This window comes from Pseudacidovorax sp. 1753 (assembly GCF_040544975.1).
In the GTDB taxonomy this organism is placed as follows: Bacteria; Pseudomonadota; Gammaproteobacteria; order Burkholderiales; family Burkholderiaceae_C; genus Xenophilus.
The window spans coordinates 152705-174866 of record NZ_JBEPKY010000003.1 but is presented as its reverse complement, the minus strand read 5'-3'; the positions used below and the strand labels follow the sequence as shown (position 1 = coordinate 174866).

Here is a 22162-nt window from a genome sequence, read left to right as displayed (position 1 = left end):
AGGGGCCGGCTGAAGGTTAACCAAAGAGACGATTCACGTCGTTGAAGAGTGCAATCGACATCATCACCAGCAGCAGCGCGACACCCCCGCGCTGAAGACGTTCCATCCAGGCGTCGGACACGCCCCTGCCAGTCAGGCCCTCCCAAAGATAATACATCAGGTGCCCCCCATCGAGGACCGGCAGCGGCAGCAGGTTCAGTACGCCCAGACTCACACTAATGAGGGCCAGGAAGACGAGGTATTGGGTCAGCCCCAGGCTGGCGGACTTGCCCGCGTAATCGGCGATGGTGAGGGGCCCGCTGATGTTCTTGATCGACGCTTCCCCGATCACCATCTTGCCCATCATCTTGAGCGTCAGCGTCGACACCTCCCAGGTGCGCTGCACGCCCTTGACGAGGCCATCCAGCGGACCCTGCCGCACCGTCACCATCTCAGGCGCGGCCCCGACATAGGCGCCGATTCGTCCGATGGCGGTGCCCGACTCGTCGCGGACGTCGGGCCGCACCTCCAGCGTCAGCATCCGCCCATCCCGCTCGATATGCCAGGGTTGCGCGCGGCCTTCTCGCCCGTCCACCGAGCGGCGGATGAGTTCGCGCAGGTGCTGGCCGTCGATCACCGTCGTGCTGCCGACCGACAGGACCTGGTCGCCCGCCTTCAGGCCGGACCGGCTCGCAGCCCCGTCGGCCATGACCTCGCCGATGACCGGGCGGGTGAACGGCGCGGCCAGGCCGATCCTGGCGAACATCTGCGGATCGGCATCTCGCGCACCCATGCTGCTCAACGGCAGCACCACCTCGCGCGTTCCTCGGCCTGCGGCGCCTTCGATCTCGAGCCGGAGGTCGCGGCCGTCCAGGGCGGCTCGCGTCGCCTGCCATCGAAGATCCTCGAAAGAGGAGACGGGACTGAGCGAGTCGGCGCCATCATCCCCCACCCCCAACACGCGTTCGCCGCCCTGAAGCCCAGCCTGGGCAGCCAAGGAAGATTCGGCGGGCTTGCCGATCACGGCTGCAGGCTCCTGGACGCCGATCCATCCCACCACCGCGTAGAGAAGAACGGCCAGCAGCAGGTTGGCCACAGGGCCGGCAGCCACGATGGCGGCCCGGGACTTCAAGGGTTGCGTATTGAAAGCGCGATGGCGCTCTTCGGGCGCCACCGGTGCCTCGCGCTCGTCGAGCATGCGCACGTAACCGCCCAGCGGCAACGCGCCCACGACGAACTCCGTGTCCTGGCCGGGACGCTGCCGGCGAGGCTTCCACCGCAACAAGGCGGGACCGAAACCGATGGAGAAACGGATGACCCGCACATTGCAGGCCACGGCCACGCGGTAATGGCCGTATTCATGGACGGCGATCAGCAGCCCCAGCGCGACGACGAAGGCAACGAGGGTGAGCATGGCAGGCAGGGGGTTGCAGTCAGGATGCCATCCGGCCGACGGCAAGCTCGGCGGCACGCCGGGCCTGCGCATCCAGATCCAGCAGATCGGCCAGGGACTGCGCCTTCGAGGGCCGCACACGGTCCAAAGTTTCGACGTTGACGGCGTGGATCCTGTCGAAGCGCAGCCGCCCGTCCAGGAAGGCCGCCACCGCCACCTCGTTCGCCGCGTTGAGCACCGCCGGCGTGCCCGGCGCGGCCTCGAGTACCTGCCAGGCAAGCTTAAGCCCGGGGAAGCGCCGCTCGTCGGCCTCCTCGAAGGTCAGCGAAGCCAGCTGACGGAAGTCGAGCCGCTGCGAACCGCTCTCCACCCGTTCGGGCCAGGCCAGACCGCAGGCGATCGGCACGCGCATGTCGGGCGTCCCCAGTTGCGCGAGCACGGAGCCGTCGATGAACTCCACCATGGAGTGGATGACGCTCTGCGGATGGAGCGTCACCTCGATGCGCGACGGGGGCAGCCCGAACAGATGCCGGGCCTCGATCACCTCCAGCGCCTTGTTCATCATGGTGGCGGAATCCACCGAGATCTTGCGACCCATCACCCAGTTGGGATGCGCGCAGGCCTGGTCCGGCGTCACGTCTGAGAGAGTTGACGGGTCGCACCCACGGAAGGGGCCGCCCGACGCGGTGAGGATCAGCCGCTCGACCCGCTGAGGCCAACTGGCCGGGTCTTCGGGCAGGCACTGGAAGATGGCCGAATGTTCGCTGTCGATCGGCAGCAGGGTCGCACCACCGCGGCGGACCGTCTCCATGAACAGCGCGCCACCCACCACCAGCGCCTCCTTGTTGGCCAGCAGCAACCGCTTGCCGGCCGCCGCGGCGGCAAGGCACGACGCCAGGCCGGCCGCGCCCACGATGGCTGCCATCACGGCATCGACGTCGGGATGCGCCGCCACCTCGTCCAGCGCCTGCGGGCCGCTCAGGACGCGGGTGGACAACTGGGCGGCCTCCAGGCGCGAGGCCAGATCGCGCGCCGCCAGCTCGTCAGCCATGACGGCGAAGCGGGGCCGGAAGCGCAGGCACTGTGCGGCCAGTTCGTCGACGCGGGTGGCGGCCGTCAGGGCGAAGACCTCGTAACGGTCCGGATGGCGGGCGATCACGTCCAGGGTGCTGGTGCCCACGGAGCCCGTCGCCCCGAGGATGGTCACGCGTTGTCTCACCGGAATCCCTTGAAGAAGATCAGGCCAGTGACGACAGCATCATCGCCAGTGGCAGTGTCGGGAGCAGCGCGTCGATGCGGTCGAGCACGCCACCGTGGCCCGGCAACAGTCCGCTGCTGTCCTTGGCGCCGGCGCTGCGCTTGATGAGCGACTCGACCAGGTCGCCCACCACGCTCATCGCGGCAAGGAACACAACGCCCAACAGCAGCAGCCACCAGCCGCGTGCAGCCAGGTGCGTGTACAGGCTGGGGACCACGGCAGCGGCCACCCGGTCCGCCCAGACCCAGCAAACTGCCAGCACGATCACGCCGACCACGCCGCCCCACACCCCTTCCCAGCTCTTGCCAGGGCTGATGGCTGGCGCCAGCTTGCGATGGGTGAAGCGAAGGCCGAAGGCGCGGCCCGCGAAGTACGCGAACACGTCGGCCACCCAGACCAGCACGAGAATCGACAGCAGGAAATTGATGCCGATGGTGCGCGCCTGCACCGCCGCGAGCCAAGCCGCCCACAGCGCCAGCAGCCCGCCAACGACACGGACGGCCTTTGGAACATGCGGCCAGCCCGGCACCGCCAGCTTCAGCAGTGCGGCGCCACCCAGCACCCACGCTGCACCGGCCACCGTCCACAGCAGAGGCAACGGCTTCGACAGCAGCCCCAGCCACCACGACAACGCGCACAGCAGCACCATCTCGCCACCCAGCAGCAAGGCGATGCCCTGGTGGTAACCGTTGAGACGGCCCCATTCCCAACCTGCTGCGGCCACCAGCACCAACATGACGCAGGCGAAAGGCTCGGGCGATGGGTAGAACAGCGCCGGCAGCAGAACGGCCAGCAGGACGAGGGCGGTGATGATGCGCTGCTTCAGCATGGAGACCGTCGCTCAGGCCACCTGGCTTTGCAGCGGCTGCGGTTGGTGACCCGCCACCAGCTGCTCGGAGGTTTTGCCGAAGCGACGCTCGCGGCCACGGAAGGCCTCGATCGCGAGATCGAGCGCGGCCTCGTCGAACTCCGGCCACAGGCAGTCTGTGAAGTACAGCTCGGAGTAGGCGCTCTGCCAGAGCAGAAAGTTGGAGAAGCGCTGTTCGCCACCGGTGCGGATCACAAGGTCCGGATCAGGGCTGTGCGCCAGCGCCATGGCCCGGCCGAGGCTTTCCTCGGTGATGGGATGACCATGCCGGGCCAACTGGGCCGCCGCCTGGGCGATGTCCCAACGGCCGCCATAGTTGAAGCAGATGTTCAGCACCAGACGCGTGTTCTGCGCAGTGTCCGCCTCGGCCTTGGACAGGCCCGACACGAGCCGGGCCGACAAGGCGGTGCGATCACCCACGAAATGCAGTTGCACCCCGTCCGCCGCCAACCGTGGCACCTCGCGCTGCAACACCAGCAGCAGCAGGTCCATCAGGCCGGAGACTTCGTCCTTGGGCCGGTTCCAGTTCTCCGAAGAGAACGCAAAGACAGTCAGCACCTCGATGCCGCGGTCGGAGCAGGCACGGACGCAGCGACGCAGCGATTCGACGCCTTGACGGTGGCCGGCCACCCGAGGAAGGAACCGGCGCGTCGCCCAGCGGCCGTTGCCGTCCATCACGATGGCGACATGGCGCGGCACACGTTGGGCAGTCATGGACGGGTCGGCTCCTGGCTCCGGCGTTCCGGAAAAGACACGGGGAATGGGCGACGCGACAGGGCGGGCCTCAGACGGCCAGGATGTCGACTTCCTTGGCCGCCACCAGCTTGTCGATCTCCGCGATGTAGCGGTCGGTCATCTTCTGGATCTCGGCCTCGGCGCGCTTCTGGTCGTCTTCCGACGCCGCCTTGTCCTTGACCAGCTTCTTGACCGACTCGTTGGCGTCGCGGCGAAGGTTGCGCGTGGCCACCTTGGCGTTCTCGCCCTCGTGGCGCGCCAACTTGGTCATCTCCTTGCGGCGCTCCTCGCTCATCGGCGGCATCGGCACGCGGATCAGCTCACCCATGCTGGCGGGATTGAGGCCCAGATCGCTTTCGCGGATGGCCTTCTCGATCTTGGCGCCCATGTTCTTTTCCCAGGGCTGGACGCTGATGGTGCGTGCGTCAAGTAGGGCCACATTGGCCACCTGCGACAGCGGCACCTGCGAGCCGTAGTACTCGACATGGATGCTGTCCAGCAAGGCCGGATTGGCGCGGCCCGTGCGGATCTTGGCGAGATGGCCCTGCAGCGCGGTCAGCGTCTGCTTCATCTTGGCTTCGGTCCCGCTGCGGATATCGGCAATGGTCATGATTTGTTCTCGTTGTCAGACATGCACCAAGGTGCCTTCGTCCTCACCCAGCACCACGCGCTTGAGGGCACCGGCCTTGAAGATGGAGAACACCTTGATGGGCAGTTTCTGATCGCGGCACAGCGCGAAGGCGGTCGCGTCCATGATGCCGAGGTTCTGGGAAATGGCCTCGTCGAAGGACAGCGATGAATAGCGCTGGGCCGACGGATCCTTCTTGGGATCGGCGCTGTACACGCCGTCGACCTTGGTGGCCTTGAGCACCAGCTCGGCGCCCACTTCAGCGCCGCGCAATGCAGCGGCGGTGTCCGTGGTGAAGAAGGGGTTGCCGGTGCCGGCGGCGAACACGACCACCTTGCCCTCTTCGAGGTACTGCAGCGCCTTGGGCCGCACGTACGGCTCCACCACCTGGTCGATGGCGATGGCCGACATGACGCGCGCGGTCAGGCCCTGCTTGTTCATGGCGTCGGCCAGGGCCAGCGAGTTCATCACCGTGGCCAGCATGCCCATGTAGTCGGCCGTCGCACGGTCCATGCCCACGGCACCGCCCGCGACGCCGCGGAAGATGTTGCCGCCGCCGATGACCACCGCCACCTCGACGCCCAGACGCACCACTTCAGCCACTTCCTCGACCATGCGCACGATGGTCGCCCGATTGATGCCGAAGGCGTCGTCGCCCATCAGCGCCTCACCCGACAGCTTGAGAAGAATACGCTTATGGGCGGGAGAGGCGTCTTGCATAGGCAATGGGAACAGAATGTTGAAGCGGGAGGGAGTGTACGTGGTGAGGCGCAAGAAAAAAGCGGTGGCACGCCCCGTTACAGGGCCCGCCACCGCTTGCGCGGGCAATCAGGCGCCGGCCTTGGCGGCAGCCACCTGTGCGGCGACTTCGGCCGCAAAGTCGTCGACCTTCTTCTCGATGCCTTCGCCGACGACGTACAGGGTGAAGCCCTTCACGGTCGTGGCCTTCTCCTTGAGCATCTGCTCGACAGTCTGCTTGTCGTTCTTGACGAAGGCCTGGTTGAACAGCGAGACCTCCTTGAGGTACTTCTGCACGCCGCCTTCGATGCGCTTGGCCACGATGTCGTCGGGCTGGGGCTTCTTGCCGGCAGCTTCAGCGGCCTTGCGGTCTTCCTCAGCCTTGCCGGCGGCCACGGCGCGTTCCTTCTCGATCAGCTCGGCGGGCACGTCGTTGGCGGACAGCGCCACGGGCTTCATGGCGGCCACGTGCATGGCCACATCCTTGGCGGCCGTGTCGTCACCTTCGTACTCGACAACCACGCCGATGCGGGTGCCGTGCAGGTAGGAAGCCAGCTTGGCGCCGTTGTCGAAGCGCTTGAAGCGGCGGATCGACATGTTCTCGCCGATCTTGCCGATCAGGCCCTTGCGCACGTCTTCCAGCGTGGGGCCGAAGCCGTCCTGGCTGTATTCCAGGGCGCCCAGGGCGGCCACGTCGGCCGGGTTGTGCTTGGCGACCAGTTGCGCCGCGGCCTGGGCCATGGCGATGAAGCTGTCGTTCTTGCTCACGAAGTCGGTTTCGCTGTTGACTTCGATCAGTGCGCCGACGGTACCTTCGATGCTGGCGGCGACCACACCTTCCGCGGTGATGCGGGCGGCGGCCTTGCCGGCCTTGCTGCCCAGCTTGACGCGCAGCAGTTCTTCGGCCTTTTCCATGTTGCCTTCGGCCTCGGTCAGGGCCTTTTTGCACTCCATCATGGGGGCATCGGTCTTGGCGCGCAGCTCGGCGACCATGCTTGCAGTAATTGCTGCCATGTCTTAACTCCGTAGATCGTTTTCAGTAGCCAGAGGAACGAAAAAGGGGCCACGAAGCCCCTTCTCCGGACCGCCTTGGAAATCAGGCCGAGGCGGAAGCGTTGTCTTCGACTTCGACGTATTCGTCGCCTTCGCCTTCGGCGACGGCCTTGACCACGTCATTGACGGCATTGTTGCGGCCTTCGATGACAGCGTCGGCCATGCCACGTGCGTACAGGGCGACGGCCTTGGAGGAGTCGTCGTTGCCGGGGATCACGTAGTCGATGCCTTCGGGCGAGTGGTTGGAGTCGACCACGCCGATCAGCGGGATGCCCAGCTTGCGGGCTTCGGACACGGCGATCTTGTGGAAGCCCACGTCGATCACGAAGATGGCGTCGGGCAGGGCGTTCATGTCCTGGATGCCGCCGATGTCCTTCTCGAGCTTCTCGATCTCGCGGGTGAAAGTCAGCTGTTCCTTCTTGGACATGCCTTCGAGGCCGGCTTCCTGCTGGGCCTTCATGTCCTTGAGGCGCTTGATGGAGGTCTTGACCGTCTTGAAGTTGGTCAGCATGCCGCCGAGCCAACGCGTCTCGACGAAAGGCATGCCGGCGCGGCGGGCTTCGTCGGAGACGATTTCACGGGCTTGGCGCTTGGTGCCGACAAACAGGATGGTGCCGCGATTAGCAGCCAGCTGCTTGGCGTACTTCTGCGCGTCCTGGAACATCGGCAGCGACTTTTCCAGGTTGATGATGTGGATCTTGTTCCGGTGGCCGAAGATGAACGGCGCCATCTTGGGGTTCCAGAAACGGGTCTGGTGGCCGAAGTGGACGCCGGCTTCCAGCATCTCACGCATGGTGGTGGACATTGCAGTTCTCCAAAGGTTGGGTCTTGAATCCAGCCCGCATATCGCACCCGGCAGCAGGGCCGGGTGGCGAACACCTTGAATGGGCTGGTTCGCGGATGAATTCCGCCGGCGGACCAGACAGCCGTACCGCTGCGTTGGGCCCTGCCCGGCATGCATAAAGACAGCCGGGACCGACGAAACCGTGGGAGTGTATCACGTGCCCTCCCCTCCTCGACGGCAGCGCCCCGCCACGTGGCCGCCCGGCCAGGCCTCGCCGATCGACGCATGACGGCAGCTGACTCGCTTCTCCGCAGATCCGGTCAGGCCCGCGTCCGCCAACAGCCGGCAACAAACGTTGCCTGAACTATGCTCCGCGCATCGGCTGACCGCGCGCGGCGTGCCCTGCCCTCCTCTGCTCTCCAATGAAAATCGCCATCGTGGGCGCCGGGATCATCGGCGTCACCACTGCCTGGGAACTGGCCTGCGACGGCCACGACGTCGCCGTCTTCGAACGCCGCCAGGCGGCCGCCGAGGAATCGAGCTTCGCCAACGCCGGAGTCGTCGCCCCCGGCTACGTCACACCGTGGGCCGCGCCGGGCATGCGCATGAAGGTGCTGCGCTCGCTGCTGTCGGCCCATGGCGCCATCAAGCTGCGCTGGCCGCTGCACCGCCGCGACCTCGCTTTCATGCGCGCCTGGCAGAAGGCCTGCCGGCTCGAGACCTACCTGGCCAACCGCGGCCGCATGCAGCGCCTGGCCTTCTACAGCCGGCAGCGCCTGCACGGAATCGTGGAAAGCCGCGAGCTGGCCTATGAGCGCAGCGATGGCTACCTCGTCCTGCTGCGCGGCGCGCGCGAACAGAAGCTGATCCAGCCCGGCCTGGACGTCCTGCGCGAAGCCGGCGCCGCCTTCGAAGTGGTCGACGCCGATGCCGCCCGCCGGATCGAGCCCGGCCTGACCGAAGGCACGGCCCTGGCCGGTGCCATCCACCTGCCCCAGGACGAGGTCGGCAACTGCCGGCAGTTCGCGCTGCTACTCAAGCGCGAAGCCGAGGCCCTGGGCGCCGAGTTCCATTTCGGCTGCGACATCGCGCCGCTGTCGGCTGCGCATCCGCGTTCGCTCAGCCTGGCCTCCGGCTCCGAGTCGGTGGCATTCGATGCCATTGTCGTCTGCGCCGGCCTGGGCGCCGTCCCGCTTCTGGCGCCCCTCGGACTGCAGATCCCGCTTGCACCGGTGTACGGGCACTCGATCAGCGCACCGATACGCGAGCCCTTGAATGCACCGCGCAGCGCCGTGATGGACGAGCGCTTCAAGGTGGCCATCTCGCGGCAAGGCCAGCGGGTGCGCGTGGCGGGTGGCGCCGAACTCGGCGGCGAGCCCGGCCGCATCCATCCAGCGGCGCTGCCGACGCTCTTCAAAGTGCTGCAGGACTGGTTTCCGGGGGGCGTCAATCTGAGCGCAGGCATGCAGCAGTGGAAGGGCGCGCGCCCCATGCTGCCCGACGGACCGCCGATCATCGGCCCGAGCGGCGTTCCCGGCGTATGGCTGAACCTGGGCCATGGCTCCAGCGGCTGGGCGCTGTCATGCGGCAGCGCACGCGTGCTGGCCGATCTGGTGGCTCACCGCGAGCCCGAGGTGGACATCGACGGCCTGGGCATGGAGCGCCTGCTGCGGCGCTGACCCGCGCGGGTTCAGGCATGCTCGCGCCATGCACTGCCTGGACCTCACCCTGCCCCATCCGCTGCACGGCGTCGCCGCATCGCGGCACATCGAACGAGCCGCTGCCGCCCACCTTCCTGCGCACACGCTCATGCGGCGTGCCGGCGCGGCGACGGCACGCCTGGCCATGGCCCTGGCCCCGCACGCGCGCTGCATCTGGATCGCCTGCGGCCCCGGCAACAACGGCGGCGACGGCTTCGCGGCGGCGCTCGAACTGGTGCGGCGCGGTCGGCCGGTGACCGTCACCTTTGACGGGGATGCGCAGCGACTGCCCTCCGACGCGCGCGACGCCTTCGACCGTCTGTGCGCGGCCGGCATCCCCCTCGCCCCTGAGGCGCCCGTGCACTTCGACTTGGCCGTCGACGCGCTGCTCGGCCTGGGCGCCTCGCGAGCGCCGGGCGGCCGAATGCGCGATCACCTTCGCATCATGCAGACCAGCGGCGCGCCCGTCCTGGCGGTCGACCTGCCCAGCGGCCTGGACGCGGACACGGGACGGTCTGCGGCCGATCCTGGCATTGCAGGCCCGGGCCAACGCCACTGCCTGAGTCTGCTCACGCTCAAGCCCGGCCTGTTCACGGCGCAGGGCCGCGATGCGGCGGGCGTGGTGTGGTTCGACGACCTGGGGGCTGACCGAACCAGTGTCCCGCCGGATGCCCGACTGCCTGGGCGCCCGGCACGTGCCTCGCGCCCGCACGACAGCCACAAGGGCAGCTTCGGCGACGTCGCGGTCATCGGTGGTGCCCCGGGCATGACCGGCGCTGCGTGGCTCGCGGCCACCGCTGCGCTGCATGCGGGCGCAGGCCGTGTGTTCGTGGGGCTGCTGGACGACGAAGCGCCCTCGCCCGCGGCCGACGATGCGCTCATGCGCCGCAACCCTCGGTCACTGGCGCTTGACCGGATGACGGTGGTCTGCGGGTGCGGGGGCGGCGTGGCCGCGGACGCGCTCCTGCCCGAGGTGCTCGCCCACGCAAAGTCGCTGGTGCTCGATGCCGATGGCCTCAACGCCCTCGGGCGCCACCCGGATTGGCGCGAACTGCTGCAGAAACGAGCGCAGGCCCATCGGGCCACCGTGCTCACGCCGCATCCGCTCGAAGCCGCAAGGCTGCTGAAGACCGACACCCAGGCCGTGCAGGCGGATCGTCTGACCGCGGCAAGCCAGCTTGCGCACGCCTTGGGCTGCACCGTCGTGCTCAAGGGCTCCGGCTCGGTGATCGCGAGCCCCGATGACTGCCCCCGCATCAACCCCACGGGCAACGCACGGCTGGCCACCGGCGGCACTGGCGACGTGCTGGCGGGCATGGTGGGCGCGGCCCTGGCATCCGGCCTCGATCCGCAAAGCGCCGCGACCCAGGCCGTGTGGTGGCATGGAGCGGCCGCGGACAGCTGGCTCGCCGACCGTCCGTTCAGCGCGTCGCAACTGGCGCGCCATGCCGGCCTCGGACTGGCGCTGCCCGCCTGACGCGCATGCTCGTCAGCCGCGACCGACGAACGGCATCTTGGTGGCCATCACCGTATGGAAGAGCACATTGGCCTCGAGGGGCAGATTGGCCATGTAGAGCACCGACTGGCCCACGACGTTGACGTCCATCGTCGGCTCGATCGCGATCTCTCCATTGGCCTGCGGCACGCCGCGCTGGAACTTGGCAGCCATCTCGGTGAGTGCATTGCCCACATCGACCTGGCCCACCGCGATGTCGTACTTGCGGCCATCCAGCGCAGCTGTCTTGGTTAGGCCGGCCACTGCATGCTTGGTGGCCGTGTAGGCCATGGAGTTGGGCCGCGGCGTGTGGGCCGAGATGGACCCGTTGTTGATGATGCGCCCGCCCCGCGGCGACTGGTCGCGCATGGCGCGGAAGGCGCGTTGCAGGCAATAGAACATGCCGTTGAGGTTGATGTCGACGACGCCCTTCCATTGCTCGGGCGTCCAGTCCTCGAAAGGACCGGGCGGGTTGCTCACGCCGGCATTGTTGAAGAGCAGGTCGACCCGGCCGTAACGCTGCAAGGTGGCGGCAAACAGCGCATCCACCGATTCGGGCTGGGTCACATCGGTCGGTACGGCGAAGACGCGCTCGCCCGCGCCGGACTCATCGGCCACGGCCTCCAGCGGCTCGGGACGGCGGCCTGCGAGCACGACGCTCCAGCCGTCGGCCAGCAGGGCCAGGGAGGCGGCGCGACCGATGCCGGAGCCGGCGCCAGTGACGATCGCGATGCGCGGCGCGCGGGCCGCAGGATTGGAACTCTTGTCGGTCATGGAAAGGAACCCGGCCACCGGCCGCATCGCCGGGACGATGCAGGAAGCCGATGGCCTTTCGGGTGGAGTCTCAGGGTGAAGGAAAAAGCTCAGGGACGCGGCGGACGGCGCTTCTTCTTGATCTTGCCAGCCGCCTTCTTGACGGCCGATTTCAGCGCCTGGATTGGCGACGCCGGCAGGTTGCCCTCGTGGCGCGACGAATTGGACGCCGCACGCTGGCGCGACTGCCGCTTTTCCGACGCCTTGACCGGCACGCCCTGCGCTGACACGCCCTTGTCGCGCATGGCGCGGGCCGTCAGGTCCTCGCCCTCGCGCACCAGGCGGAAGTCGATCTTGCGGCCGTCCAGGTCGACGCGGCTCACCTGCACCCGCACGCGGGTGCCGATGGAGTAGCGGATGCCGGTGCGCTCGCCGCGCAGTTCCTGCCGCGCCTCGTCGAACTTGAAGTACTCGCCGCCCAGCTCTGTGATGTGCACCAGGCCTTCGACATACATCGCGTCCAGCGTGACGAAGATGCCGAAGGTCGTGGCCGCGGTGACCACGCCGCCGAACTCCTCGCCCAGGTGCTCGCGCATGTACTTGCACTTGAGCCAGGCTTCGACGTCGCGGCTCGCCTCGTCGGCACGGCGCTCGTTGGCGCTGCAGTGCAGACCGGCGGCCTGCCAGGCCTGCGTTTCCTTCGTCTGCGCCGCCGGCAGCTTGGCCGGCGCCTGCGTCGGCGCCTTCACGCGCGAGGCGAGCCGTTTGGCCAGCTTGGCATGGGCCTCGCCCGGCGTGGGCAGCACCGGCAACTGATAGCGCGCGCCATCGAGGATCGCCTTGATCACGCGGTGCACCAGGAGGTCCGGATAGCGCCGGATCGGGCTGGTGAAGTGAGTGTAGGCGTCGTAGGCCAGACCGAAGTGGCCGCTGTTGATCGGCGTGTAGATCGCCTGCTGCATCGAGCGCAGCAGCATGGTGTGGATCTGCTGCGAATCCGGCCGCCCCTTGGTCGCCTCGGCGATGGCCTGGAACTCGGAGGGATGCGGCTCGTCGGTGATCGACATGCCCACGCCCATGGCCCGCAGGTAGTTGCGCAGGATCTCCTTCTTCTCGGGTGTCGGGCCTTCGTGCACACGAAACAGGCCGGGGTGCTTGCTCTGTGCGATGAAGTCGGCACTGCAGACGTTGGCGGCCAGCATGGCCTCTTCGATCAGCCGGTGGGCCTCGTTGCGCGTGCGCGGCACGATCTTCTCGATGCGTCCCGATTCGTCGCAGACGATCTGCGTCTCGGTGGTCTCGAAGTCCACGGCGCCGCGCTTGCTGCGCTGCGCCAGCAGGGCGCGGTACACGTCCGCCAGGTTCAGCAGGTCCTGCACGCGCTCCTTGCGGCGCGCCGCTTCGGGACCGCGCGTATTGGCAAGGATCGCCGCCACCTCGGTGTAGGTGAAGCGGGCGTGGCTGTGCATCACGGCCGGGTAGAACTGGTAGGCCTCGATCTCGCCTTCGGCCGTGATCACCATGTCGCACACCATGCACAGGCGGTCGACGTCCGGGTTGAGCGAGCACAGGCCGTTCGACAGCTTCTCCGGCAGCATCGGGATCACCCGCCGCGGGAAGTACACGCTGGTGGCGCGGTCGTAGGCGTCGATGTCGATGGGGGAGCCGGTCTTCACATAGGCGCTGACATCGGCAATGGCGACCAGCAGGCGCCAGCCGGTCTTCGCGGTCTTGCCACGGCCGATCTTCATGGGCTCGCAGTACACCGCGTCGTCGAAGTCGCGCGCGTCCTCGCCGTCGATGGTGCACAGGGGAATATCACGCAGGTCGATACGGTGGCGCCGGTCGGTGGGCCGCACCTTGTCGGGCAGCGCCTTGGCCTCGGCCAGGCACGCCTCGGAGAACACATGGGGCACACCATACTTGCGCACCGCGATCTCGATCTCCATGCCGGGGTCGTCGATCTCGCCCAGCACCTCGGCCACGCGACCCACAGGCTGACCGAACAGGGCAGGCGGCTCGGTGAGCTGCACCACGACCACCTGGCCCGTCTTGGCGGTGCCGGTGGCGCCCTTGGGGATCAGCACATCCTGGCCGTAGCGCTTGTCCTCAGGCGCTACCAGCCAGACGCCTCCTTCGTTCAGCAGCCGCCCGATGATCGGCTGCGCAGGGCGTTCCACGATCTCGACCACCCGCCCTTCCGGGCGGCCCCGCCGGTCGGTGCGCACGATGCGGGCCTTGACCCGGTCCTTGTGGAGCACCGCCCGCATCTCGTTCGGTGGCAGATACACATCGGCTTCCCCGTCGTCGCGCTGAACGAAACCATGGCCATCACGGTGACCTTGCACCGTTCCTTCGAACTCTTCCAACAAGGGGTTGGCAACTGCGGGATTTTTGATATGATCTCCTTCTTTCCTGAAACGCACACAAATTTTTGACGTTAACCCCTCTAGGGTACGACAGAAATTGGCCCAGGTGGCGGAATTGGTAGACGCACTAGTTTCAGGTACTAGCGAGTAACATCGTGGAGGTTCGAGTCCTCTCCTGGGCACCAACACAAAGCCGCCGGCAACCCCGGCGGCTTTCTTATTTGTGAGAGCCATTGCTGCTCCGCAGACGTCCAGCCTCCCCGCGCGACGCCAGTCGGAATGGATCAGCAAAGATTTTTTGGCAGTCAGTTGCACAACACATCTGATCGCTGATATGATCGCAGGCTTTCCTGAAACGGATATGTTCTTCGCGAAAGCAATGAATATTGAGCCCAGGTGGCGGAATTGGTAGACGCACTAGTTTCAGGTACTAGCGAGTAACATCGTGGAGGTTCGAGTCCTCTCCTGGGCACCAAGACACAGCAAAAAGGCCACCTCCGGGTGGCCTTTTTGTTTTGGCGCGCCGGGTAGAGGACAAGGAGGCTGCGCCTCCCGGTCCTGCTGCGGCCTCAGATGGGAAGCGCCACCAGGTCGTGCCCTTCGGCCGCCACGATGCGCGCCTTGGTGAACTCGCCCACCTTCATCGTCTTGCTGATCTTCTCCGGCGGCAGCAGCCGCACCACGCCGTCGATCTCGGGCGCATCGGCATAGCTGCGGCCTACCCCGCCCTTGCGGCCCAGGCCGGGCGCCGAGTCGACCAGCACTTGCATGGTGGCGCCGACGCGGCGCTGCAGGCGTTGGGCCGACACGGCCTCGGCCACTTCCATGAAGCGCGCGCGGCGCGCCTCGCGCTCGGCTTCGGGCAGCATGCCGGGCAGCTCATTGGCCGTGGCGCCTTCCACGGGGCTGTAGGCGAAGCAGCCAGCACGGTCGATGCCCGCGGCGCGCACGAAGTCCAGCATGTGCTCGAACTCCTCTTCCGTCTCGCCAGGAAAGCCGGCGATGAAGGTGCTGCGGATGACTAACTCCGGGCACATCCCGCGCCAGCGCGCGATGCGCTCCAGGTTCTTCTCGCCGCTGGCCGGGCGCTTCATGCGCCGCAGCACGTCCGGATGGCTGTGCTGCAGCGGCACATCCAGGTAGGGCAGCACGCGACCTTGGGCCATCAGCGGAATGACCTCGTCCACGCTCGGGTACGGGTAGACGTAATGCAGGCGCACCCAGGCGCCATACGGCTCGGCGATATCCCCCAGCGCAGCGACCAGGTCGAGCATGCGCGTGCGCACCGGCTTGCCGTCCCAGAAGCCGGTGCGGTACTTGATGTCCACGCCATAGGCGGAGGTGTCCTGGCTGATGACCAGCAACTCCTTGACGCCGCCTTCGAACAGCGCCTTGGCTTCCTTGAGCACATCGCCGATGGGCCGTGACACCAGATCGCCGCGCATCGACGGGATGATGCAGAAGGTGCAGCGGTGGTTGCAGCCTTCGCTGATCTTCAGGTACGCGTAGTGGCGAGGCGTGAGCTTGATGCCCGCGGGTGGAATCAGATCGATGAAGGGGTCGTGCGGCTTGGGCAGGTTGGCGTGGACGGCGTCCATCACCTCCTGCGTGGCATGCGGGCCCGTGACGGCCAGCACCGAGGGATGCAGTTCGCGCACCATGTTGCCGCCGCTGCCGCCCGTCTTGGCGCCCAGGCACCCGGTGACGATCACGCGGCCGTTCTCAGCCAGCGCCTCGCCGATGGTGTCCAGGCTTTCCTTGACCGCGTCGTCGATGAAGCCGCAGGTATTGACGATCACCAGGTCAGCGCCCTGGAAGGTCTTGGAGGTCTGGTAGCCCTCGGCGCTGAGCTGGGTGAGGATCAGCTCGGAATCGGTCAGGGCCTTCGGGCAACCGAGGGAGACCATACCGATACTGGGTGCGCGCTTCGGCTCGTCGGTGATCGTTGGGGTGTTCATTGGCAGGACTGATATGTAGCTACGCGCGTGTTGTCGGACCCGCGCCCAACCAGAGGAATGGGCACGCAGCGGCATGCGGCCTACGCGACCCGCTGGGCCGCGGAGCACGGGCTGCGGCGAACGAATCGCTGACGTTGCAGGATGAAGGGCTGTTGGCCTGCCACCACTGGCACGTCAGGCCGGGCACGCAGGGGTGTTGCGGGGCCACCGTCGAGTCTGGGAGGTGCAGGCTGCGTCCCTGGCTTTGGCCGAAGGCCACACCGACTCTTGCGGATCGAGCCCTTCCAGGCCACGGCCCATAGGGCCCGAATTGTAGATGCCGGAACCACTTGGCACCGCCTTGGCAAGGAGCCCCACCCGCAGCACCCCGCCCCTCCCCATCCTGGCACCGACGCCTTGGGGGTCTTGGCCCGCGCCGCCTTACCATGTCATGCATATTGAAGCGAGCGCGCAGCGAATGCAGCCAATCCCACCCCGGCTAGTGGTCCGACATCTTCAATCGCCCCGCTCCGGCCCGCACGCGCTCCAGCTCGACCGCGGCGAATGTGTCGCGATAAGAGGGCGCTCCGGCTCCGGCAAATCAGTCCTGCTGCGTCTGATCGCCGACCTCGATCCCCCCAGCGGAGGCACGGTCGAGCTGGACGGCCGGCCGCGCGAGCAGTTCAGCGGCCCGCAGTGGCGCCGTCGGGTCATCTACCAGTCGGCGGAGCCTGCCTGGTGGGCGCCCACGGTGGGTGACCATTTCGACGCTGCTCAGCGCTTGCGCATTGTGCAGATGGTTGAGGCACTGGGTCTGCCGCAGACGTCGCTCGACGCCGAGGTTCTCCGCTTGTCCACCGGCGAAAGGCAGCGATTGGCTCTCCTGCGATCACTGGCCCGTGAACCTGCCGTGCTGCTGCTGGACGAGCCCACGGCCGCACTGGACGCCGAGTCGACACAGGCCTTTGAGGACCTGCTGCGCCGGCAATGCGGGCAGGGGCTGGCGATCCTCTGGGTGACACACTCGGACGAACAGGCACGCCGGGTGGCAGCGCGCTCGCTTGTGGTCGATGGCGACTGGACACCTTCTTCGACGGTATTGCCCCTGCACCGGCCGGGCGTCGAGGCCCAGCTGGCGCTCGGCCTGCCCATGAAGACGGCACTGCAAGCGTTGGTCCGCACGTCCATCCGACGCGGGATCATTCCGATCATCAACCAGATGTCTGCCGCCGGCATCATCACCCTGCCTGGCATCATGACCGGGCAGCTGCTTGCTGGGATGGATCCCATCGACGCGGCGAAGTACCAGATCGTTCTTCTGCTGCTGCTCACGGGAGCGGGTGGACTGGCCTGCGTGGGCGCTGTCCTCATGGCAGCCCGAATGATCTCGGACGACCGGCAACGGCTGCGCATCGACCGACTCAGTCCAGCCAAGCCCACACGATCAGTGCCGGCCGGAAAAGGCTCAGTTCTCCGTGTCGGCCGGTCCGCCTTGCCAGGCGCGCCTGCGCCGTGGCGCTCCTGATCAGCCGCGAAAGCGCACCCGCACCCGCAGCCCACCCAGCGCGGCCGAGCGGTCCAGCGCCAGTTCTGCGCCATGCAGCTGCGCCACCGAGCGCACGATGGCCAGGCCGAGGCCGCTGCCTGAAGCGCCCGCGTCAGGCGCCCGGTAGAAGCGGTCCCACACCCGCTCGCGGTCCGACTCGGCCAGGCCGGGCCCCGAGTCCTCGACCACCAGCACCACGCCGCCGCCCTCTTGCTGCACCGTCAGATCGACGCGCCCGCCTTCAGGCGTGTACTTGACGGCGTTGTCCACCAGGTTGCGCAGCAGGATGCGCAGCGCATCCACATGGCCTGCCACGCTGACGGCGTCGGCGCGCGCCAACCCAAGGTCGATGCGTCGGGATTCGGCGCCGGGCACGGCATCCGCAATGGCCTCGCGGGCCAGTGCCGCCAGGTCTACCGGCACGGTCTCGCCGCCCGCCGCGGCGTGCGCCTCGTTGCGCGCCAGGGTCAGCAACTGCTCGACCAGCCGCGTCGCCCGGTCGATGCCGGCGGCCAGGCGCTGCACGGCCTGCTCATGCGCCGCCGGATCGCTGGCGCGGCGCAGCAGCTGCACCTGCAGCTTGAGGGCCGCGAGTGGCGAGCGCAGCTCGTGCGCCGCATCGGCCACGAAATGCTTCTGCGCGTCGAAGGCCCGGCGCACCCGCTCGAAGAGCAGATTGAGTTCGGCCACCAGCGGCCGCACTTCCTCGGGCAAACCTTCCTCGCCCACGGGCGAGAGATCGTCGGGCTGCCGCGAGGCCACCTGGCTGCGTACCCGCGAGACCGGCGCCAGGGAGCCGCTCACCACCCACCACACGACCAGCATCAGCAGCGGCGCCATCAGCGCCACGGGCGCGACGGTGCGCAGCGCCAGGCTGCCGGCCATCTGCCGCCGCGCCGCCATGTCCTGCGCCACCTGGATGACCAGGCCGCGCGTCTGCATCGACAGCACGCGGTAGGTGGTGCCCCGCGCATTCACCTCGGCGAAGCCCAGCACCGCCAGCTGCGGCAGCAGCGCCTCGTCGGCGGATTCGAAGATGCGCTGGCCGTCCTGCGTCCACACCTGCACGACGAAGTCGAAGTTCTGCTCCGAGGGACCGAGACCACTCACGGCCGCGCTGGGTGGCAGGCCGGAGCGCAGCGACAGCGCCATCTGCTGCATGTGATAGTCGAAGATGGCATCGGCCTCGCGCAGCACGGTGCGATAGGTCACGGCGGCCTGGATGCCACCGGCCAGCACGATGGCCGCCAGCAGGAAGGCCAGCAACCGGGCCCGCAGCGAGCGCATCAGCCGCGGGCGATTCATTCCTTCGGGACCATGTAGCCCACGCCCCGCACGTTGCGGATCAGGTCCGCGCCCAGCTTCTTGCGCAGGCCATGGATGTAGACCTCGACCGCATTGCTGCTGATCTCGTCCTTCCAGCTATAGAGCTTTTCCTCCAGTTGAGGGCGCGAAAGGATCAGCCCTGGCCGGGCGATCAGCGCCTCCAGCACCGCCCATTCGCGGGCCGACAGCACCATCGGCTTGCCGTCGACCATCGCCTCGTGCGTGGCAGGGTTCAGGCTCACGCCCTTGTGCTCGTACACCGGCTCGGCCCGACCCGCGGCGCGGCGCAGCAACGCACGGATGCGTGCCAGCAGCTCGTCCAGGTCGTAGGGCTTGAGCACGTAGTCGTCGGCGCCGGCGTCCAGGCCCTCGACGCGCTGCTGCACGGCGTCGCGCGCGGTGGTGATGAGCACCGGCATGCGCTGCTTGCGGGCCCGCAGGCCGCGCAGCACCTCCAGCCCGTCACGGCGCGGCACGCCCAGGTCCAGCAGCACCAGGTCGTAGTCCTGCGTGCGCAGGGCCGACTCGGCGGCCTCGCCGTCCTTGACCCAGTCGACGGCGTAATGCTCGGCGCGCAGCAGGTCGAGCACGGCCTCGCCGATCATGAGGTCGTCCTCCAGCAGGAGCAGTCGCATGGCGCAGGCTCAGCGGCGCTCGATGAGCTGGCCGCGCAGCTCGCCGTCGGGATAGCGGGCCGTGTGCAGGTTCACGTACCAGCGGCCGGCCAGCAGCTCGGCCTGCTGCGAGGGCGTGAGGTTGGCCCGGCCCTCGGGGGCGCGGTTGGGCGACGCGTCGATGGTGATGACCGGCGGCGCATTCATGCCGATCAGCGCCGGCCCGTGGAAATGTGCGGCAGTGACCGGGCCGCTGAGGTTGCTGTAGGCCAGACGCCAGCGCAGCAGTCCGGTGCTCTTGTCGAGCACGGCATCGAGCGTACCGGTGCCCATGCTGGCCACGGGCGGCACCTGGTTGCGGCCGTCCATGCGCGTGCTGAAGGCGGCCAGTTGCGGTTCGCGCGGCGGCTGGGGCCGGGGCGCCGGTGTCGGCACGTCCAGCGGCACCGAGGTACAGCCGGCCAGCACGGCGGCCATCAGGCCCAGGCCCAGGAGTCGACGGGAAAGGGGATGCGAGGTAACAGGCATGCGCGCGACCTTATCACTGCGATGCGGCGGGGCCAACGGGGGACGGCGGCATGTCGGCGGCCTCAGGCGGAAGGCGCCGTGTCCACCCCGGTGCCGGGCCGGCGAACACGCGCATGATCGGGCCTGGCCAGGTCGTAGGTGGTGACGCCGCCGCCCTGCACCTGCCGCTGCAGCCATTCCGGATGCGCGAGCGAGTGGCGCATGTCGCGAAGGCCATCGGCCCAGTGCGCATCTATCGCCAGGCGGGAGAACTCGTAGTCCTTGGCGTCCTGCTCCCATTCGGCGGGCCGATGGATGAGGTGGACGATGTCGATGGGCGCGCTGCGCAGGTGCTGGCACAACGCGCGCAGTCCCGGCTCTTCCAGCATCTGAGGCGGCAGGCGCTCCAGCAATCCGGCCAGCGCCTGCTGCAGGTTGACGTTGGCACCCAGCACATCGGTGTTGAGCCGGGTGCGGCTGGAGTACTGGATGTCCTTCTGCCGGGCTGTCACCTCGGCCAGCGTGGTGGGCATCGGGCCGACGGCGCTGAACAGATCCACCTGCAGCACGAGCAGGCGGCGGTTGCGCTCGTGCTCGTCCAGCACGTACTGCAGCGGCGTGTTGGAGACGATGCCGCCGTCCCAGTAGTCCTCGCCATCGATGTGCACCGGCGGAAAGCCCGGCGGCAACGCGCCGCTGGCCATGATGTGTTCCGGCCCGATGCGCACGCGGTGGTTGTCGAAGTACACCGAGTTGCCGTTGCGCACGTTGACGGCACCGACCGACACGCGGATGCCGTCGTCGTTGAGGCGGTCGAAGTCCACCAGCCGCTCCAGCGTGGACTTGAGCGCGGACGTGTCGTAGTAGCTCAGCACGGGTGCCGCGCCGCCCAGCAGCAGCGTCGGATCGACGCGCGGCGAGAAGAAGCCCGGGATGCCCATCGCCACGGCCGCATTGGCGCTGAACTGGGCGAGCAGCCGACGTTCGCCCGCCCAGATGGGCAGTTGCTGGCCCGGCGCCGACGAGACCAGCTGCCAGAACTCGCGCAGCCGCTCGACACGCCGCTCGGGCGGGTTGCCCGCGATCAGCGCCGCATTGATGGCGCCGATGGAGACGCCCGCCACCCAGTCGAGTGCGTGGTGCTCGCTGGACAGGCTTTCATACACGCCGGCCTGGTAGGCGCCGAGTGCGCCGCCGCCCTGAAGCACCAGAGCGCGGACCGTCCGGCCGTCACTGGCCGCCTCGGCTGGCGTGCTGGCCGATGGCTCGGCCGATGTGGATGGAACGGAAGACGGGGTCGGGAGTCGTCGGGAAGCCATGGCCGCATTGGACACCAGCCGCTTGACTGCCAGCCGACCTGGGCCCATCGGTCCAGGCCGGTGGAAGGCGCATGCCACCCGCTGGCCGCGATGCGCCTTCGGCCCCGGCTTCCGGCTCAGTCCAGGCTGGCGCCGGACTCCTTCACCAGCGCCTCCCAGGCCGGCGCGTCGCGCCTGTAGGCAGCGGCAAAAGCCTCCGGCGTAGAGGCCGCCACCGAGAAGCCCATGGCCACGATGCGGGCCTTGACCTCGGGCTGCTCGCACAGCTGCTGCACCTCGCGCGACATGCGTTGCACGATCTCCGGCGGCGTGCGCGCCGGGGCCGCCATGCCGACGAAGCCGACGATGCGGTAGGCGTCCTCGCGCATGCCCTGCTCGGCCAGCGTGGGCAGCTGCGGCAGGATCTCCATGCGCTGCTCGCCCGTCACGCCGATCAGCCGCAGCCGGCCGGTGTCGGCATGCGGCTTGGCGCCCAGCGCGCTGGCGAAGGCCATCTGGATCTGGCCGCCGATCAGGTCCTGCAGCATCAGGGCCTCGCCCTTGTAGGCCACGTGGGCCATGTCGGCATTCTGGCTGCGGCTCATGAAGGCGCCGCCCAGGTGCGCATAGGAGCCGATGCCCCAGGACCCGTACGACACCTTGCTGCGGTTGGCGCGCACATAGGCCAGCAGCTCCTGCGCGTTCCTGGCCGGCACGCTGGGATGCACGGCCAGCACCACCGGCGCCACCGCGACCTGGGACACCAGCGCCAGGTCCTTCTGCGGGCTGTAGGGCAGCTTGCTGTAGAGGAACTGGTTGATCAGCAGCGAGGTGCTCAGCGCCACGGTGAAGGTGCTGCCGTCCGGCGCCGCCTTGGCGACCATGTCGGTACCCAAAATGCCGCCGGCGCCGCCACGGTTGTCGACCACGATGGGCTGACCCAGCTTCGGCGCGAGCTTTTCCGACAGCAGGCGTGCCACGATGTCGGTTGCGCCGCCGGCGTTGAAGGGCACGACGAAGCGGATCGGCTTGTCGGGCCAGCTGGACTGGGCCTGCGCCAGGGGCAGCAGGCCGGCCGCACCCACTGCGGCGGTGGCGCGCAGCAGGTGGCGGCGGGTCAGGCCGAAGGGTTGGATCGAGGTCATGGTCTTGTCTCCTTTTCTTGCTTCCACTTGAAATCG

Annotated in this window: 19 protein-coding genes and 2 tRNA genes; 5 read left to right on the top strand and 16 right to left on the bottom strand. The window is 68.0% G+C overall.

From position 1 onward, the window contains the following. Positions 1 to 16: 16 nt before the first annotated feature. The 8 genes from rseP to rpsB form a co-directional block, all read right to left on the bottom strand. Positions 17 to 1393 (bottom strand): RIP metalloprotease RseP, encoded by a 1377-nt coding sequence (gene rseP, locus ABIC63_RS05125; protein WP_354318949.1) that lies wholly within the window; start codon positions 1391 to 1393, stop codon positions 17 to 19. Positions 1394 to 1412: 19 nt separating this feature from the next. Further along, positions 1413 to 2591 (bottom strand): 1-deoxy-D-xylulose-5-phosphate reductoisomerase, encoded by a 1179-nt coding sequence (gene ispC / locus ABIC63_RS05120; RefSeq protein ID WP_354318948.1) that lies wholly within the window; start codon positions 2589 to 2591, stop codon positions 1413 to 1415. 19 nt (positions 2592 to 2610) lie between these two features. After that, entirely contained in the window at positions 2611 to 3459 is an 849-nt protein-coding gene (locus ABIC63_RS05115; protein WP_294374878.1) for a phosphatidate cytidylyltransferase, read from the bottom strand. Positions 3460 to 3471: 12 nt separating this feature from the next. Beyond that, entirely contained in the window at positions 3472 to 4173 is a 702-nt protein-coding gene (gene uppS / locus ABIC63_RS05110) for a polyprenyl diphosphate synthase (protein ID WP_476345426.1), read from the bottom strand. A 109-nt stretch (positions 4174 to 4282) separates the two neighbouring features. After that, a complete protein-coding gene (gene frr / locus ABIC63_RS05105) occupies positions 4283 to 4843 on the bottom strand; it encodes a ribosome recycling factor (protein ID WP_354318947.1) in 561 nt (186 codons plus the stop codon). Between the two features lie 15 nt (positions 4844 to 4858). Further along, complete coding sequence (gene pyrH / locus ABIC63_RS05100; RefSeq protein ID WP_043112667.1) at positions 4859 to 5581, bottom strand: UMP kinase; 723 nt, start codon at positions 5579 to 5581, stop codon at positions 4859 to 4861. A 108-nt stretch (positions 5582 to 5689) separates the two neighbouring features. Next, positions 5690 to 6613, bottom strand: coding sequence for a translation elongation factor Ts (gene tsf / locus ABIC63_RS05095; RefSeq protein ID WP_354318946.1), 924 nt, complete (start codon positions 6611 to 6613; stop codon positions 5690 to 5692). An 82-nt stretch (positions 6614 to 6695) separates the two neighbouring features. Continuing rightward, on the bottom strand, positions 6696 to 7457 hold the full coding sequence (gene rpsB / locus ABIC63_RS05090) for a 30S ribosomal protein S2 (protein WP_234194139.1): 762 nt from the start codon (positions 7455 to 7457) through the stop codon (positions 6696 to 6698). Between the two features lie 401 nt (positions 7458 to 7858). Between rpsB and ABIC63_RS05085 the strand changes: the two genes are divergently transcribed. Together ABIC63_RS05085 and ABIC63_RS05080 are read left to right on the top strand one after the other, a co-directional pair. Further along, the gene (locus ABIC63_RS05085; RefSeq protein ID WP_354318945.1) at positions 7859 to 9115 is read left to right on the top strand and encodes a D-amino acid dehydrogenase; all 1257 of its coding nucleotides are present in this window, start codon (positions 7859 to 7861) and stop codon (positions 9113 to 9115) included. Between the two features lie 28 nt (positions 9116 to 9143). Continuing rightward, positions 9144 to 10613 carry an NAD(P)H-hydrate dehydratase gene (locus tag ABIC63_RS05080; protein WP_354318944.1) on the top strand — a complete coding sequence of 490 codons (1470 nt, stop codon included), beginning with the start codon at positions 9144 to 9146 and terminating at the stop codon, positions 10611 to 10613. Between the two features lie 12 nt (positions 10614 to 10625). Here the strand turns inward: ABIC63_RS05080 and ABIC63_RS05075 are convergent, their stop codons facing one another. Together ABIC63_RS05075 and rnr are read right to left on the bottom strand one after the other, a co-directional pair. After that, on the bottom strand, positions 10626 to 11405 hold the full coding sequence (locus ABIC63_RS05075; protein WP_294374856.1) for an SDR family oxidoreductase: 780 nt from the start codon (positions 11403 to 11405) through the stop codon (positions 10626 to 10628). Between the two features lie 89 nt (positions 11406 to 11494). Beyond that, a complete protein-coding gene (gene rnr / locus ABIC63_RS05070) occupies positions 11495 to 13810 on the bottom strand; it encodes a ribonuclease R (RefSeq protein WP_502935846.1) in 2316 nt (771 codons plus the stop codon). A 43-nt stretch (positions 13811 to 13853) separates the two neighbouring features. On the opposite strand from rnr, the gene ABIC63_RS05065 reads away from it, so the two are divergent. Together ABIC63_RS05065 and ABIC63_RS05060 are read left to right on the top strand one after the other, a co-directional pair. Beyond that, positions 13854 to 13938: transfer RNA gene (locus ABIC63_RS05065), tRNA-Leu, on the top strand. 205 nt (positions 13939 to 14143) lie between these two features. After that, a tRNA-Leu gene (locus tag ABIC63_RS05060) sits at positions 14144 to 14228 on the top strand. Between the two features lie 94 nt (positions 14229 to 14322). On the opposite strand, the gene rimO is transcribed toward ABIC63_RS05060, so the two are convergent. Further along, entirely contained in the window at positions 14323 to 15711 is a 1389-nt protein-coding gene (gene rimO / locus ABIC63_RS05055; protein ID WP_354318943.1) for a 30S ribosomal protein S12 methylthiotransferase RimO, read from the bottom strand. Positions 15712 to 16141: 430 nt separating this feature from the next. Between rimO and ABIC63_RS05050 the strand changes: the two genes are divergently transcribed. Beyond that, positions 16142 to 17215 (top strand): ABC transporter permease, encoded by a 1074-nt coding sequence (locus tag ABIC63_RS05050; RefSeq protein ID WP_354318942.1) that lies wholly within the window; start codon positions 16142 to 16144, stop codon positions 17213 to 17215. Here ABIC63_RS05050 and ABIC63_RS05045 read toward each other — a convergent pair whose 3' ends face one another. The 5 genes from ABIC63_RS05045 to ABIC63_RS05025 form a co-directional block, all read right to left on the bottom strand. Continuing rightward, positions 17216 to 18541, bottom strand: coding sequence for an ATP-binding protein (locus ABIC63_RS05045; RefSeq protein WP_294374846.1), 1326 nt, complete (start codon positions 18539 to 18541; stop codon positions 17216 to 17218). Beyond that, positions 18538 to 19197, bottom strand: coding sequence for a response regulator (locus tag ABIC63_RS05040; protein WP_294374843.1), 660 nt, complete (start codon positions 19195 to 19197; stop codon positions 18538 to 18540). Before ABIC63_RS05040 ends, ABIC63_RS05045 begins: the two co-directional genes overlap by 4 nt. Positions 19198 to 19206: 9 nt before the next feature. Next, complete coding sequence (locus ABIC63_RS05035) at positions 19207 to 19704, bottom strand: CHRD domain-containing protein (protein ID WP_294374839.1); 498 nt, start codon at positions 19702 to 19704, stop codon at positions 19207 to 19209. Positions 19705 to 19766: 62 nt separating this feature from the next. Then, positions 19767 to 20891, bottom strand: coding sequence for a patatin-like phospholipase family protein (locus ABIC63_RS05030; protein WP_354318941.1), 1125 nt, complete (start codon positions 20889 to 20891; stop codon positions 19767 to 19769). A gap of 227 nt (positions 20892 to 21118) precedes the next feature. Beyond that, the gene (locus tag ABIC63_RS05025; protein WP_354318940.1) at positions 21119 to 22126 is read right to left on the bottom strand and encodes a Bug family tripartite tricarboxylate transporter substrate binding protein; all 1008 of its coding nucleotides are present in this window, start codon (positions 22124 to 22126) and stop codon (positions 21119 to 21121) included. Between the last annotated feature and the right edge of the window lie 36 nt (positions 22127 to 22162).

What these genes read in the sequence shown, in the direction of transcription:
- rseP (WP_354318949.1), bottom strand. Translation starts at nt 1,393, where the DNA reads ATGCTCACCCTCGTTGCCTTCGTCGTCGCGCTGGGGCTGCTGATCGCC.
- ABIC63_RS05115 (WP_294374878.1), bottom strand. Translation starts at nt 3,459, where the DNA reads ATGCTGAAGCAGCGCATCATCACCGCCCTCGTCCTGCTGGCCGTTCTG.
- uppS (WP_476345426.1), bottom strand. Translation starts at nt 4,173, where the DNA reads ATGGACGGCAACGGCCGCTGGGCGACGCGCCGGTTCCTTCCTCGGGTG.
- frr (WP_354318947.1), bottom strand. Translation starts at nt 4,843, where the DNA reads ATGACCATTGCCGATATCCGCAGCGGGACCGAAGCCAAGATGAAGCAG.
- pyrH (WP_043112667.1), bottom strand. Translation starts at nt 5,581, where the DNA reads ATGCAAGACGCCTCTCCCGCCCATAAGCGTATTCTTCTCAAGCTGTCG.
- tsf (WP_354318946.1), bottom strand. Translation starts at nt 6,613, where the DNA reads ATGGCAGCAATTACTGCAAGCATGGTCGCCGAGCTGCGCGCCAAGACC.
- rpsB (WP_234194139.1), bottom strand. Translation starts at nt 7,457, where the DNA reads ATGTCCACCACCATGCGTGAGATGCTGGAAGCCGGCGTCCACTTCGGC.
- ABIC63_RS05085 (WP_354318945.1), top strand. Translation starts at nt 7,859, where the DNA reads ATGAAAATCGCCATCGTGGGCGCCGGGATCATCGGCGTCACCACTGCC.
- ABIC63_RS05080 (WP_354318944.1), top strand. Translation starts at nt 9,144, where the DNA reads ATGCACTGCCTGGACCTCACCCTGCCCCATCCGCTGCACGGCGTCGCC.
- ABIC63_RS05075 (WP_294374856.1), bottom strand. Translation starts at nt 11,405, where the DNA reads ATGACCGACAAGAGTTCCAATCCTGCGGCCCGCGCGCCGCGCATCGCG.
- rimO (WP_354318943.1), bottom strand. Translation starts at nt 15,711, where the DNA reads ATGAACACCCCAACGATCACCGACGAGCCGAAGCGCGCACCCAGTATC.
- ABIC63_RS05050 (WP_354318942.1), top strand. Translation starts at nt 16,142, where the DNA reads ATGCATATTGAAGCGAGCGCGCAGCGAATGCAGCCAATCCCACCCCGG.
- ABIC63_RS05045 (WP_294374846.1), bottom strand. Translation starts at nt 18,541, where the DNA reads ATGAATCGCCCGCGGCTGATGCGCTCGCTGCGGGCCCGGTTGCTGGCC.
- ABIC63_RS05040 (WP_294374843.1), bottom strand. Translation starts at nt 19,197, where the DNA reads ATGCGACTGCTCCTGCTGGAGGACGACCTCATGATCGGCGAGGCCGTG.
- ABIC63_RS05035 (WP_294374839.1), bottom strand. Translation starts at nt 19,704, where the DNA reads ATGCCTGTTACCTCGCATCCCCTTTCCCGTCGACTCCTGGGCCTGGGC.
- ABIC63_RS05025 (WP_354318940.1), bottom strand. Translation starts at nt 22,126, where the DNA reads ATGACCTCGATCCAACCCTTCGGCCTGACCCGCCGCCACCTGCTGCGC.